12 protein-coding genes and 1 pseudogene are annotated in these 13,436 nt (G+C 73.0%); 7 read left to right on the top strand and 6 right to left on the bottom strand.

Going from position 1 to position 13,436, the window contains the following annotated elements:
• From NH602_RS19570 to NH602_RS19555, 4 genes and pseudogenes are all read right to left on the bottom strand, one after another.
• Window positions 1-631: pseudogene (locus tag NH602_RS19570) on the bottom strand (hypothetical protein); the annotation flags it as partial.
• 16 nt (window positions 632-647) lie between these two features.
• Window positions 648-1,460, bottom strand: coding sequence for a tRNA (guanosine(46)-N7)-methyltransferase TrmB (gene trmB, locus NH602_RS19565; protein ID WP_253068564.1), 813 nt, complete (start codon window positions 1,458-1,460; stop codon window positions 648-650).
• Window positions 1,453-2,451 carry a glycosyltransferase family 2 protein gene (locus NH602_RS19560; RefSeq protein ID WP_202417942.1) on the bottom strand — a complete coding sequence of 333 codons (999 nt, stop codon included), beginning with the start codon at window positions 2,449-2,451 and terminating at the stop codon, window positions 1,453-1,455. The genes trmB and NH602_RS19560 overlap by 8 nt, the downstream gene beginning before the upstream one ends.
• Window positions 2,452-2,507: 56 nt before the next feature.
• The gene (locus NH602_RS19555; RefSeq protein ID WP_235975560.1) at window positions 2,508-3,335 is read right to left on the bottom strand and encodes a glycosyltransferase family 2 protein; all 828 of its coding nucleotides are present in this window, start codon (window positions 3,333-3,335) and stop codon (window positions 2,508-2,510) included.
• 390 nt (window positions 3,336-3,725) lie between these two features.
• Here NH602_RS19555 and NH602_RS19550 point away from each other — a divergent pair, with 390 nt between their 5' ends.
• Complete coding sequence (locus tag NH602_RS19550; RefSeq protein ID WP_253068562.1) at window positions 3,726-4,388, top strand: hypothetical protein; 663 nt, start codon at window positions 3,726-3,728, stop codon at window positions 4,386-4,388.
• The gene (locus NH602_RS19545; protein WP_073576105.1) at window positions 4,378-4,656 is read left to right on the top strand and encodes a DUF6802 family protein; all 279 of its coding nucleotides are present in this window, start codon (window positions 4,378-4,380) and stop codon (window positions 4,654-4,656) included. Before NH602_RS19550 ends, NH602_RS19545 begins: the two co-directional genes overlap by 11 nt.
• Before the next feature lie 9 nt (window positions 4,657-4,665).
• On the opposite strand, the gene NH602_RS19540 is transcribed toward NH602_RS19545, so the two are convergent.
• Together NH602_RS19540 and NH602_RS19535 are read right to left on the bottom strand one after the other, a co-directional pair.
• Window positions 4,666-5,118, bottom strand: a complete 453-nt coding sequence (locus NH602_RS19540) for a hypothetical protein (protein WP_073576104.1) — start codon at window positions 5,116-5,118, stop codon at window positions 4,666-4,668.
• Window positions 5,119-5,206: 88 nt separating this feature from the next.
• Window positions 5,207-5,791 carry a TetR/AcrR family transcriptional regulator gene (locus tag NH602_RS19535; RefSeq protein ID WP_073576103.1) on the bottom strand — a complete coding sequence of 195 codons (585 nt, stop codon included), beginning with the start codon at window positions 5,789-5,791 and terminating at the stop codon, window positions 5,207-5,209.
• Between the two features lie 148 nt (window positions 5,792-5,939).
• Between NH602_RS19535 and NH602_RS19530 the strand changes: the two genes are divergently transcribed.
• The 5 genes from NH602_RS19530 to NH602_RS19510 all read left to right on the top strand — a co-directional run bounded on the left by NH602_RS19530 (window position 5,940) and on the right by NH602_RS19510 (window position 12,938).
• A complete protein-coding gene (locus NH602_RS19530) occupies window positions 5,940-7,559 on the top strand; it encodes an MFS transporter (protein ID WP_253068561.1) in 1,620 nt (539 codons plus the stop codon).
• Window positions 7,560-7,763: 204 nt separating this feature from the next.
• On the top strand, window positions 7,764-8,114 hold the full coding sequence (locus NH602_RS19525; RefSeq protein ID WP_253068560.1) for a hypothetical protein: 351 nt from the start codon (window positions 7,764-7,766) through the stop codon (window positions 8,112-8,114).
• A gap of 387 nt (window positions 8,115-8,501) precedes the next feature.
• Window positions 8,502-10,328, top strand: a complete 1,827-nt coding sequence (locus NH602_RS19520; RefSeq protein WP_062398923.1) for a phosphoenolpyruvate carboxykinase (GTP) — start codon at window positions 8,502-8,504, stop codon at window positions 10,326-10,328.
• Between the two features lie 250 nt (window positions 10,329-10,578).
• The gene (locus NH602_RS19515) at window positions 10,579-12,762 is read left to right on the top strand and encodes a carbon starvation CstA family protein (protein ID WP_253068559.1); all 2,184 of its coding nucleotides are present in this window, start codon (window positions 10,579-10,581) and stop codon (window positions 12,760-12,762) included.
• Window positions 12,759-12,938: a YbdD/YjiX family protein gene (locus tag NH602_RS19510; protein WP_253068558.1), complete on the top strand. Its 180-nt coding sequence runs from the start codon at window positions 12,759-12,761 to the stop codon at window positions 12,936-12,938. The genes NH602_RS19515 and NH602_RS19510 overlap by 4 nt, the downstream gene beginning before the upstream one ends.
• The last annotated feature ends 498 nt before the right edge of the window (window positions 12,939-13,436 follow it).

The following is a 13,436-nucleotide window of genomic DNA, read 5'->3' as shown; positions in this document are numbered from 1 at the left end:
GGTTCTCCGCCGGGGGCGCGACGCGGACGACCGCGGTCGCGGCGCCCGGGCCGTCGACCCGGTTGAGGACGTGCTCGCGGCTCCCCGCGGCCGGGCGCTGCGATCCCGGGGCCGGGGTGGTTCCGGAGCCGGGGGTGGTTCCGGGGGCCTGGGCCGTTCCCGGGACCGGGGTCGCGACGGTCGTGCGCTCCGGCAGTGGCGTCGCGACCGTGGCCCGCTCGGCCGGGGCCTGCGGGTCCCGCAGCGGCCCGGACCCGCCCGGCCCCTGCTCCCGCGGCTGCCCCTGTTCCCGCGACGGGCCCTGCTCCCGTGGCGGAGCCTGCCGCACCCGCGACCGGTCGACGACGGTCGTCGTCTCCACCCCGGGCCGCGCCACGGCGGTGGTGGCCTGCACGGGGCCCTCGACCGGACCGACCAGCGGGACCATCGACACCGACCGGCCGGACCGCTCCGCGCCGGACTCCCCGGACACCGGGCCGGGCCCCTGACCCGGACCCGACGGGGCGCCCGGCGGCGGGCCCGTCATCGGGCGGGGCGTCGGGCTCGGCCGGAAGCCGGGCGGTCGGTCGACCGGCCGCTTCGGTGCCGCGGGGGTGGGGTGCGAGTTCTTGCCGTGCTCCACCGTCGTCACGGGCGTCCTTCGGGGGTCACTCGGGTGGGGATCCGGATCGGGGGTGCTCCCGACCGTAGTCGGTCACTCTCCGTGTGTCACCGGTGCCGGGGGCGTGGTCGGCGATGTACAGCAGGTCACGAACCGGTCGTCCCTCCAGCCGGGCCCGGTCCTCGAACTTGGTGACCGGACGCCACGACGGACGGTCCTGCCAGCCGTCCGGACGGAGCGGGAAGTGGTCGTCCGGGCGCAGCGACGGCTCCGCGGAGACCACCCGGCGCATCTGCTCGGCGTAGTGCGGCCAGTCGGTGGCCAGGTGGAGCAGCCCGCCCGGGCGCAGCCGTGACGCCGCCAGAGCGGCGAACTCCGGCTGGATCAACCGGCGCTTGTGGTGGCGCCGCTTGGGCCACGGGTCGGGGAAGAAGATGCGCAGCCCGTCCAGCGACGCGGGCGGGACGACCCGGCTCAGGAGCTCGACGGCGTCGCCGCGCAGCAGCCGCTGGTTGGTCAGGCCGCCCTGCTCGATCCGCATGAGCAGCTGGGCCAGGCCGGGCTCGAAGACCTCGACGGCCACGTGGTCGATCCCCGGCTCGGCCGTCGCGAGCGACGCCGTCGTCTCGCCCATGCCGGACCCGATCTCCAGCACGAGCGGTGCGGTCCGGCCGAACATCGCCGCCGGGTCCCAGACCCCGGCCGCCACGACGTCGTCGACCTCGGAACCCCACGTCGACCACAGCCGGTCCCAGGCGGACTGCTGGCCCTCGGAGAGCCGGACGCGCTGGTGGACGTAGGAGCGGATCCGGGTGTCGTGCGGGTGCGGGGTCTCCGGGGCGGTGGCCCGGTCAGGCACCGGTGTTCCGGCCCGCGGGCAGCCGCACGTGGGCGGTCGCGCCGGGCAGCCGGCCGCGGACGTAGCCGGCGGCGGTGACGCCGAAGCAGGCGACGATCGCGGCGGCGGAGGCGGCGTTGCGCTCCTTCGCCTCACGGATCACGCCCGCGGGCAGCACCTTCATCGTGTAGCTGCTCTCGGTGGACAGCGAGTCCCCGGTCCCGACGACCTTGGACACGGCGGCCTTGGAGATGCCCTCGGCCCAGCCGCGGCGCAGCAGGTAGCGCCAGGAGACGCGGTCGTCGGACACCCGGTGGTCGACGGCGGCGCGCGGCTCGAACAGGATGCGCGGGTTCCGGCCGTCGGCGACGTAGGCCTGCCGGGCCCGGATGCAGAGCTCGGTCTCCTCGCAGCCCAGCGGGTTCTTGCCGATCCGGCCCATGTCCTCGGCGAACCCGCCGACGCGGGTGAACACCTCGGCGCGCAGGGACATGTTGCAGCCCATGAGGTTGCGCATCTCGGCCCGCTCGGTGGGCTGGCCGGTGTAGGTGCAGCCGACGACCCAGTCGAGCTCACCGGTGGCGTTCGGGTCCCCGGGGGCGGCACCGGGCAGCGTCCGCGGACGCCCGTCGGGCCACTTCGGGTGCGCGACCCCGCCGACGCCGATGACGTCCGGGTCCTCGTACGGGGCGAGGAGCGCGTGCAGCCAGCCGGGGCGGGCCGCGGCGTCGTCGTCGAGGAAGACGACGACCTCACCGGAGGCCAGCTCGACCGCGGTGTTGCGGGCGCCGGACAGGCCCTGCTTCTTGTCGTTCGCGACGACGACCACCCCGAGCGGCCCGAACTCGCGTTCGGCCCGCTCGCGCAGGCGTTCGTTGTGGTCGACGACGACGATCGTCTCCAGCGGGGTCACGTCCTGGTCGAGGACCGAGTCGACGGCGGCCTTGATGTCGAACCAGCGCTTCTCGGTGTAGACGCAGACGACCACGGTGGCGGTCGGCAGGGCGCTCACGTGCAATCGCTCCTCATGGGGCTGCGGACCGGCGGGGGCGGCCGGTGGGAGCAGCGTCAGCGGGCGTAGCCGGACGCCTTGCGGCGCTGCTCCATGCGACGGTGCTCGGCCATCAGGGTACGCAGCACGCGCGTGCCGTCGGCGAAGGTCCGCAGGTTGGTCTCGCCGAACATGCGCTCGCGCTCGACCGACGGCACCTCGGTGATCGTCAGGTCGGCGGCCGCGACGCGGCAGTTGAGCACGGTCTCGATCTCGAAACCGTCGCCCCAGAGCATCGAGCCGTCCTCGGGCTGCGGCGCGGCCGGGTCCGGGAGCTCGAGCTGCGGGAGCAGGTCGGCCCAGAAGGCGTTGTAGCCGTAGCAGAGGTCGGAGTACCGCGTGCCGAACAGCCGGTTCGCGACGGTGTTCAGGCCGGCGTTGCCGGACTTGCGCAGCAGCGTGATGTCGTCCGAGCCGCCGCCCTTGCAGAACCGGCTGCCCTTGGCGAAGTCGGCGCCCTTGACCAGCGCGTTCACGAAGGCCGGGATCTCGTTCGGGTCGGCCGAGCCGTCGGCGTCGAACATGACGATGACGTCACCGGTCGCGGCGGTGAAGCCGCAGGCCATCGCGTTGCCCTTGCCCTTGCGGGTCTGGGTGATGACGCGCGCCCAGGGCAGCGTGCGCCGCGCGACGGCGACCGTGTTGTCGGTCGAGTTGCCGTCGACCACGATGACCTCGTGCACGGCCGGGCGCACCGCGGCGATGGCCGGCAGCACGATCTCGAGGTTCCGGGCCTCGTTGCGGGTCGGCACGATGACCGAGACCGCCGGGTTCGCGCTACGGCGCGGAGCCGGGCGGGGCCGCGGGCGACGGAAGCCCTCGGGTCCCTCCGGCTGCGGCGCCAGCGGAGCGCGCCCGCCGGGTCGGGCAGGGCTCGCCGGGAACGGCGACTGTCCGGCACCGGCACCGTTCTGACGCCCGGGGCGCGCAGGAGCGCTGGCCTCGGGCGTGACGGTCGGGCGGGCGGGCGTAACGGCGCTCACACTTCCTCCATACAGGTCCGCTTACTCGTCCAACGACGCGATCACGGTCCGGTTGCGGTTCTGGTGTCGGGCGTCTTCGGTATTGCCCGATCAGTGGACGTCCCTGGAGCCCGTGGGGTTGCCCCGGTCGGTTGATTCGTCCGTGTCCACGCTGCGGTTCAGCCTTGCCCATGAGAAGGGACGACGATCACCCGGGTCCGCTGCGCAGTCCTACGGATCCACCCGGGAGCGGTCCCTCCGAGACTGTCCGGCATGGACCGGGAACCGCTGTCGGGCAGCATCGGACCGCCGCTGCGCACCGCGCTCGACCAGGCCCGCGCCGATCTTCTGGCGACGTTGTCGGTGCAGGTCGACGGCCTGACGGCGGACGCGGCCCGGCGCGCGGGGCGGGCCGGCGACGTCCGGTGGTGGACGGCCGCGCTCGACGGCCCCGCCCGCACCTTCGACGACGCCTGGGCGCGCCGCAGCGGACCGGTCCTGCGCCGCCGTGCGGCCGCAGCCGCACTGCGGCATCAGGGCGCGCACGTGACGCATGTCACTCACGTTCCGTCACCGTCGTGTTGCGGGGCTCTCGTCGCCGCGGCGGGCCGGGTGCTCGCCGTCGCACCGGGCCGGGAACGCGGGGCGTGGTCGGTGTCGGTCCTGTCCGGATCGGCGGTGTGGGTGGCGTCGGTCCTCGCGGCCGGCGCCCGGGTGCTCCCGGCCGGGGGTCCCGGGGTGCTGCCCGCCCTCGCGGGGCTCGTCCTGCTGGTGGGTGCGCTCGTCGCGGCCCGGGTGCGGGTGGTCCGCTCCGCCCGGGACCGTGCGCTGGCCCGGCGGGTGCGCGACGCGGTGCTGCTCGCCGCGGACCACGAGCTGCTGCGCCGGATTTCCGACGCCGACCGCGGGCTGCCGGAGGCGTCCCGTGCGTGCTGAGCCGCCGGTACCGGCCGGGAGCACGGCCCTGGCGGGTGCGGTGGTCGCCGCGGCGCTGCCCGTCCCCTGGTGGGTGCGGGTGCCGCGGGCCCGCTCCGGCGTCGTGGGGTCGGTCCCGGTGTCCGGGCCCGCCGCCCGCGACGCCGACGGCGACGGCGTGGCGGAGACGCTCGTCGTCGACACGGGACGGGGTCCGGAGTTCTGGACCGACCTCGACGGCGACGGTCTCGCCGACGCGGTGACCGGCCTGCCCGGAGGCCCCGGTTGAGCCCCGGGGTCAGTCCTCCGGCTGGTCGGCGGGGGTGCGGCCCTCGCTGTCGGTGTTCGCGCCGCGCCGGAACCGGCCGACGCCGCGGCGCTGCTCGGCGATGGAGCGGTCGATGTCCGCGGACACCTTCTGCTGGCGGCGCCGCTCGCGGATGCGCAGCAGCACGAGCATCGAGACGCCATAGGCGATCCCGACGATCAGCAGCACGGCTCCGATCTTGAACACGATCTGCTGCACGCCGGTGATGCTCTCGATGTCGATCACCGAGATCATGCCGAGGACGCCGAGGGTCAGCAGGTGGAACAGCACCACCAGCAGCCGGTTGATGGAGTGCGACGTCTCCGTGTTCTGGAAGACGTCCTCCAGGAACGGCTGTCCGGTGCGCAGCAGGATCTGGCCCACGACGACCGTGATCGCCACTCCGACCACGACCAGTGCGAGATAGCCGCCGGTTCCCTCCACAGTGGGCCCCTCCCCGTGCGTGTGCAGGGTTGGAGACTACCCCGCGCGACCGGTTCGACGCGCTCTGCGCGCGATGTGTTCATCCGTTTCAGGAACGGGCGGCGAGCAGCTCCCGCAGTGTGTCGAGCAGCTCGTCGGTCGACACCCCGCCGGTGAGCGGTGCGCCGGTCAGGGTGCGCAGGTAGAGGCCGTCCCCGACGAGCTGCACCAGCCAGGCCACGACCGGGTCGTGGATCTCCTCGCCGAGCGCGGCGAGCCCGTCGGCGTCGACGTCGGCCAGCGCGCTCCGTGCGGCCTCCCCGGAGGTGGTGCCGTCGGCGATGCGCAGGGTGGCGAGGTAGGTACGGGTCAGCCCGACCGGCGAGGTGTTGCCCGGCATCGAGGTGCGCAGGTAGTAGGCCACGGTGCCCGCCGTGTCCGAGCGCATGAGTTCGGCGTCCCGGGCGCTGCGTTCGCGCAGCCGCTCCAGCAGGCCGCCGACCAGCGACTCCTTGGAGTTGAAGTGGTAGAGCAGCCCGCCCTTGGACACCTCGGCCGCCGCCGCCACCGCGTCGAGGGTGGCGCCACCGGGCCCCTGCTCGATCAGCAGCGTCTCGTACGCGTCGAGGACCCGGTCGCGGGCCGAGCCCGGTCCCCGTGTCCCCGCGTTCCGTCGTTCGGAGTGGGACGCCATGGGCGAAGCCTAGTGCCCGTGCCCCGCCTCACAGTCCCGGCCGGGAATGGACTGTACCGTCTGGACGGTATAAAGATGTACCGTCCGGACGGTAAAGCTGCGTCCGGATCCGGGCACCACGGGACGACGAGCACGAGGGAGAACGGCGATGGCACGGCCGGAGGTCGGCGCAGGGGGCGCGGCGATGGACACGGGCGGGCCGGACGTGGCGCCGCGGCCCGGGCCGCGCGCCTGGCTCGCGCTCGCGGTGCTCGCCATCCCCACGCTGCTGGTATCGATCGACAACACGGTGCTCGGCGTGGCGCTGCCGGAGCTCTCGGCCGCGCTCCGCCCGGACGCGGCGACGCTGCTGTGGGTCGTCGACGTCTACCCGCTGGTGCTCGCCGGGCTGCTGGTCACCATGGGCACCCTCGGCGACCGGGTCGGCCGCCGCAGGTTGCTGATGATCGGTGTCGCCGGCTTCGGTGCAGTCTCGCTGCTCGCCGCGTTCGCCACCTCGGCCGCCCAGCTCGTCGCGGCGCGCGCCCTGCTCGGCGTGTTCGGCGCGATGCTGATGCCCTCCACGCTGGCGCTGCTGCGGTCGGTGTTCCTCGACCGGACCCACCGCAGACTCGCGCTGGCGATCTGGGCGACCGGGTTCGCCGCGGGCGCGGCGCTCGGCCCGATCGTCGGCGGGCTGCTGCTCGAGCACTTCTGGTGGGGCTCGATCTTCGTGATGAGCGTGCCGCCGATGGCGCTGCTGCTCGTCGTCGCGCCGCTGGTGGTGCCCGAGTCGCGGGAGACCGAGCCGGGCCGGCTCGACCTGGTCGGCGTGGTGCTGTCGCTGCTGACGATGGGACCGCTGGTCCTGGCCCTCAAGCTGGCCGGGTCCGCGGGCGGGGTGACCCCCGCCGTCGTCGCGTCGGTGCTGGTGGGTGTCGGCTCCGGGGCCGCGTTCGTCACCCACTACCGGCGACGCGTGCGGCGCGGCCTGGACCCGCTGATCGACCTGGAGCTGTTCGCCCGCCCCGTGCTCCGGCACAGCGCGCTGGCCAACGCCACCACCATGTTCGGGCTCACCGGGCTGCTGTTCTTCTCCGCCCAGTACCTCCAGCTGGTCGTCGGGTACTCGCCGCTGCAGGCGGGCCTTCTCCTGCTGCCGGGCTTCGTGGTGACGGTCGTGGCCGGGCTCGCCGCCGCGCGGCTGGCCCGCCGGTTCGCGCTGCACCAGCTCGTCGCGACCGGGCTCGCGCTCGTCCTGACCGGCTACGTGGTCTGCCTGTTCCTGCAGGTGGACTCGGCCGTCGTGCTGCTGATGACGGCCGCGGTGCTGATCGGCGCGGGGATCGGGCTGTCCGAGACCGTCACCAACGACGCGATCCTCGCCGCCGCCCCGCCGGAGAAGGCCGGCGCCGCGGCCGCGGTCTCCGAGACCGCCTACGAGGTCGGTGCGGTGCTCGGCACCGCGCTGGTCGGCGGGGTGCTGTCCGCGGTGTACCGGGCGGGTGTCGTGCGCCCCTACGGGACGCCGTCCTCGGCCGGAGAGACCCTCGGCGGGGCTGCGGACGTCGCGACGACGATGCCCGCCGACACCGCGGCGGCCCTGCTGGCCTCCGCGCGGGAGGCGTTCGTGCACGGGGTGGATGTCGCGTCCGGGGTGGCGGCGGTCGCCGTCGCGGTGGTGCTGGTGACGGCCGGGCTCGGCCTGCGCCGCGCGCACCGGGACGTCCTGGCGGCCGGTGCCTCCGCGGTGGACTCCGACGCCGGACACGCGGTCGCCCGCCGCTGACCGCTTGTCGCGGGGTGTGAGCGCCGGGTGACCACCCGTGACGGTCACGGGTGACCGTCCGGCCGCCCGGACGGGTGGTTCCGGCGACGCGCGGCCTCGTCGGACGCTCGTTCGGCGGATCCGGTGTGCCCCGGCTGGTTCACTACGGCTCGTCCGCGGCGACCGGTGCCGGTCGCCGGTGCCGACTCCACACGGGAGACAGCCGTGCCGTACGAGGTGGTCAGCGCCTACACCCTGGTGCTCGGGGAGCACCCCGGTGATTCCGTGGACGGCGCCGGGAGTCCCGGCGCCGAGGACCACGACGTCGTCCCGGGCCGCCCGGAGGTCTCGGTCCACACCACCGCCGAGGACGCCTGGCGCGCGCTCGACGCCGGCGTCCGTGAGCGCTGCGGGATGCGGCCCCGGCCGCGCCGGCGGATCGACCCGGACGCCGTCGTCCGGCTCGCCGACGCCTGGCGGGCCGGCGACCCCGGCACGCGCTACTGGCAGGTGACCGCGCACCGTCTCCCGATCATGGTTCCGGAGCTCGCGCGCGCCGTCGCCGCGGTGCGCTGACCGCTTCCGTTTCTGAAAACCCTAAGTGGGTTCCGAGAATGCGTTGAAACGGTCGCTTCCGGCCTGCGGGTGAATTTCCACGGCGCTTCTCCCGGAATGTGCCTGCCGATGTCACGGATCGTCCCCGAATCGGTCACCGGGAACAGGTTGCGTTCGTGTGACATGCCTGTCACCTGGGCGGACATCGCCGTCGTCCGTCGGCTACTGGATCGATTTACATGATCGGTGCTGTGCCTGACCTCTCAACTCCACCCATGGGTGGCGCACTATTTCGCAGGTAGCCTCGGAATCCACCTTTTCCCGTCTGGGCCCGTCACCGACTCCGGTCGCGGGCCCGTCGTAGTTCCCCCGGTGACGGGCCGGGGCCGGCGAGGAGAACAGGACGACATGACTGCAGCGACCGTTCCGGGCACCGACAAGGCACCGACCACCAACCAGGGCGTCGCGGCCTGGGTCCAGGAGATCGCCGAGCTGACCGCCCCGGACCGCGTCGTGTGGTGCGACGGTTCGGACGAGGAGTGGACCCGGCTCACCGACCAGCTGGTCGAGCAGGGCACCATCGTGCGGCTCGACCCGGAGAAGAAGCCGAACTCCTTCTACGCCGCGTCCGACGCCGGCGACGTCGCCCGCGTCGAGGAGCGGACCTTCATCTGTACCGAGACCGAGCGCGGTGCCGGGCCGACCAACAACTGGGTCGCGCCCGCCGAGATGAAGCGGACGATGACCGAGCTGTACCGCGGCAGCATGAAGGGCCGGACCCTCTACGTGGTCCCGTTCTGCATGGGCCCGACCGACGCCGAGGACCCGAAGCTGGGCGTCGAGATCACCGACTCCGAGTACGTCGTGATCTCCATGAAGATCATGACCCGGATGGGCGCGCACATCCTGCCGCTGCTCGACGAGGCCGGTGACCGCTGGGTCAAGGCCCTGCACTCGATCGGTGCCCCCCTGGCCGAGGGTCAGGCGGACGTCCCGTGGCCGCACAACGAGGACAAGTACATCAGCCACTTCCCGGAGACCCGGGAGATCTGGAGCTACGGCTCCGGCTACGGCGGCAACGCCCTGCTGGGCAAGAAGTGCTACGCGCTGCGCATCGCCTCGGCCATGGCGCACGACGAGGGCTGGCTCGCCGAGCACATGCTGATCCTCAAGCTGATCAGCCCGGAGGAGAAGGCCTACTACGTCGCCGCCGCCTTCCCGAGCGCCTGCGGCAAGACCAACCTCGCGATGCTGCAGCCGACCGTGCCCGGCTGGCGCGCCGAGACCGTCGGCGACGACATCGCCTGGATGAAGTTCGGCGAGGACGGCCGGCTCTACGCCACCAACCCCGAGTTCGGGTTCTTCGGCGTCGCGCCGGGCACCAACTGGAAGACCAACCCGAACGCCATGCGCACCATCGAGGCCGGGAACGCGCTGTTCACCAACGTCGCGCTGACCGACGACGGCGACGTGTGGTGGGAGGACCTCGAGGGCGACCCCCAGCACCTGACGGACTGGAAGGGCAACGACTGGACGCCCGACTCGGGCGTCAAGGCCGCACACCCCAACTCCCGCTACACCGTGCCGATCGACCAGTGCCCGGTCGTCGCCCCGGAGTGGAACGACCCCAACGGCGTGCCGATCTCGGCGATCCTGTTCGGCGGCCGTCGCAAGACCACCGTCCCGCTGGTCACCGAGGCCCGCAGCTGGCAGCACGGCACCTTCATGGGCGCGACCATGTCCTCGGAGAAGACCGCGGCCGCGGCCGGCACCGTCGGTGAGGTCCGCCGCGACCCGATGGCGATGCTGCCGTTCCTCGGTTACAACGTCGGCGACTACTTCGCCCACTGGGTCGCCACCGGCAAGGGCGCGGACGCGGACAAGCTGCCGAAGATCTTCTACGTCAACTGGTTCCGCCGCGGCGAGGACGGCCGCTTCCTGTGGCCCGGTTTCGGTGAGAACAGCCGCGTCCTGAAGTGGTGCATCGAGCGCCTGGAGGGCAAGGCCGCCGCCGTCGACACCCCCATCGGGTTCGTGCCGACCGCCGACCAGCTCGACCTCGACGGCGTCGACGCCGAGCGCTCCGACGTCGAGGCCTCGCTGGCCGTCGACGTCGAGGAGTGGAAGGCCGAGATCCCGCTGATCGAGGAGTGGTTCGCCACGATCGGCGAGGACAACCTCCCGACCTCGATCCGCGACGAGTTCGAGGCCCTGAAGCAGCGCCTCGGCGCCTGACCCACCGCGGCCCCGGCCGCGCGGGACCCACGGAGCCCTCGCACACCGCCCGGTGTGCGGGGGCTCCGTGCTGCGTGCCGACCACACCGGAGTCGCCCCGTCCACCGCCCCCGCGGACGGGACCCCGGGTCGAGACTCGGTAACGGCGGTCCCACGACCGGTGACAGCGAACGTTGCTCGACGTAACGTGCCCGACCGGGTCGACTCCACGACGGCGTCGGTCACGCACGGTGCACGAGCAGGGGGCGGCATGGTCACGACGGAGCGACCGGGAGAGCCAGGGGCCGGGGGGACGGGCACGGCCCGTCGTCGCGACCCGAAGCAGATCGCGATCTGGGTCGCGGTGGCGGTGGTGGGGGCGATCGCCTGGTCGATCGTCGCGTTCACCCGCGGCGAGGAGATCTCCGCGGCCTGGCTGGTGTTCGCCGCGGTCGCCTCCTACGCGATCGCCTACCGCTTCTACTCCCGCTTCATCGCCCACCGCGCGCTGCGCGTGGACGACACCCGTGCCACCCCGGCCGAGCGCCTCGACGACGGGCAGGACTTCCAGCCCACCGACCGCCGGGTGCTGTTCGGCCACCACTTCGCGGCCATCGCCGGTGCGGGCCCGCTGGTCGGTCCGGTGCTCGCGGCGCAGATGGGCTACCTGCCCGGCACGATCTGGATCATCGTCGGCGTCGTGTTCGCGGGCGCGGTCCAGGACATGGTCACGCTGTTCTTCTCCACCCGTCGCAGTGGGCGCAGCCTCGGCCAGATGGCCCGCGAGGAGATCGGGCCGGTCGGCGGTACGGCGGCCATCGTCGCCGTTCTCGCGATCATGGTGATCCTGCTGGCGGTGCTGGCGCTGGTCGTCGTGCAGGCCCTGGCCGACTCGCCGTGGGGCACGTTCTCGCTCGCGATGACGATCCCGATCGCCCTGTTCATGGGCTTCTACCTGCGCTACCTGCGACCGGGGAAGATCATCGAGGTCTCGGTGGTCGGCGTCGCGCTGATGCTGCTGGCCATCGTCGGCGGCGGCTGGGTGCAGAACTCGTCCTGGGGCGAGGTCTTCCACCTGACCGCGAACCAGCTGACCCTCGCGCTGGTGGTCTACGGCTTCGCCGCCTCGGTGCTGCCGGTCTGGATGCTGCTCGCGCCGCGCGACTACCTGTCGTCGTTCATGAAGGTCGGCGTGGTCGTGCTGCTCGCGGCCTCGATCCTGCTGGCCTGGCCGTCGCTGCAGATGGACGCGCTGACCCGGTTCGCCTCCGACGGGCAGGGCCCGGTCGCGGCGGGCTCGCTGTTCCCGTTCGTCTTCATCACCATCGCCTGCGGTGCGCTGTCCGGGTTCCACGCCCTGGTCGCCTCGGGCACGACGCCGAAGCTGATCCAGAAGGAGTCCCAGATCCGGGTCATCGGCTACGGCGCGATGCTCACCGAGTCCTTCGTCGCGATCATGGCGCTGGCCGCGGCCTGCATCCTCGACCCCGGCCTCTACTTCGCGATGAACATGCCCGCGACGGTGCTCGGGCCGACGGTCGAGTCCGCCTCCGCCGCGGTGCAGCAGATCGGGTTCACGATCTCCCCCGCCGACCTGACCGCGGCCGCGCAGGCCGTGGAGGAGCAGACCCTGGTCGGGCGCTCCGGCGGGGCGCCGACGCTGGCCGTCGGACTGTCGACGGTGTTCTCCCAGGTCTTCGGCGGCGACGCGATGCGGGCCTTCTGGTACCACTTCGCGATCATGTTCGAGGCGCTGTTCATCCTCACCACGGTGGACGCCGGCACCCGCGTCGGGCGCTTCATCCTGCAGGACACGGTCGGCAACGTCTGGCCGCGCTTCCGCGACATGGGCTGGCGCCCGGGTGCCTGGATCTGCAGCGCGGTCATCGTCGGGGCCTGGGGCTACCTGCTCTACGCCGGCGTCAACGACCCGCTGGGCGGGATCTACCAGCTCTTCCCGCTCTTCGGCATCGCGAACCAGCTGCTCGCGGCGGTCGCGCTGGCCGTCTGCACGACGCTGCTGATCCGCACCGGCCGGGCCCGCTACGCACCGATCACGCTCGTGCCGCTGGTGTTCGACGCCGTCGTCACGCTGACCGCGAGCTACCAGAAGATCTTCTCCGACAACCCCAAGCTCGGGTTCTGGGCCCAGCGCGACCAGTACCAGGCCGCGCTCGACGCCGGGAAGACCAGCCTGGGCACCGCCACGACCGTCGAGGCGATGCAGAAGGTCGTCGTGAACACGACCGTCGACACCGTGCTCACCGCGCTGTTCGCGGTGCTCATCGTGATCGTGCTGGCCGACTCGGTCCGGGTGTGGGTCGCCGCGCTGCGCGGACGCCCGCTGCCCGGCGGCTCCGAGGACCCGTACGTCGAGTCCCGGATCCAGGCGCCGGCCGGACTCGTCGCCACCCGCGAGGAGCGCGAGCTCGCGCGGGCCGGGAGCTCCGGATGAGCCGGGTCCGGGCGTTCTGGACGTTCCTGCGCGAGCTCGCCGGGGAGCGCGACTACGAGCGGTACCTCGCCCATCGGGCGGCCCACCATCCGGATGCCCCGGTGCTGGGCGAGCGCGAGTTCTGGCGGGAGCGGACCGACCGTCAGGACCGCGTCCCGTCCGCCCGCTGCTGCTGACTCGGGCATTTCACTCCGATGGAGCAGTGCCCGGACGAACTCGGCAACCCACTGTGGACGGCGGAGGGTGCTGGAGGGGGCGGCGTGGCACGGTGTCGACGAGATCGGCCCAGCGTGGCGCCCCAGCAGGTAGCCTGTCGCGGGGAACCGGGGACGTCCGAGTGGATGAACCCGCACCCGCCGTGTGCCCCGAAAGGGACCCGGCTCCGTCGCTCCTCGTGACGGTGGCCGACCGGTCCCGGCCGGAAAGTCGCGGCGGAGGCGGAACACCGGGCCGTCCACGGCGATACACACCGTGAACGTCGTCCCCGGGGCGACGACACAGGTACGGCGGAGGTGTGAGGCGAGATGCTGGACGTCCGGGTGTCCGAGGACACGGACATCGACGCGCTCGTCGCGTTCGTCGAACGGCTGGCGTCGGCCGGCCGCGGCGGAGCGGCACCGCGGACGGCGGCGGCGCGGATCACGGGCGACGTGCGCGCCGGCCGGGTGCCCGCC

Source organism: Pseudonocardia sp. McavD-2-B (genome assembly GCF_024124365.1).
In the GTDB taxonomy this organism is placed as follows: Bacteria; Actinomycetota; Actinomycetes; order Mycobacteriales; family Pseudonocardiaceae; genus Pseudonocardia; species Pseudonocardia alni.
Note: the sequence above shows the minus strand (reverse complement) of the source record. Positions and strands in the feature narration are given on the sequence as shown.

Bases quoted from the DNA above. Each gene is read 5' to 3' on its own strand.
- NH602_RS19550 (WP_253068562.1), top strand. From the start codon at position 3,726: ATGGACCGGGAACCGCTGTCGGGCAGCATCGGACCGCCGCTGCGCACC.
- NH602_RS19535 (WP_073576103.1), bottom strand. From the start codon at position 5,791: ATGGCGTCCCACTCCGAACGACGGAACGCGGGGACACGGGGACCGGGC.
- NH602_RS19530 (WP_253068561.1), top strand. From the start codon at position 5,940: ATGGCACGGCCGGAGGTCGGCGCAGGGGGCGCGGCGATGGACACGGGC.
- NH602_RS19520 (WP_062398923.1), top strand. From the start codon at position 8,502: ATGACTGCAGCGACCGTTCCGGGCACCGACAAGGCACCGACCACCAAC.
- NH602_RS19515 (WP_253068559.1), top strand. From the start codon at position 10,579: ATGGTCACGACGGAGCGACCGGGAGAGCCAGGGGCCGGGGGGACGGGC.
- NH602_RS19510 (WP_253068558.1), top strand. From the start codon at position 12,759: ATGAGCCGGGTCCGGGCGTTCTGGACGTTCCTGCGCGAGCTCGCCGGG.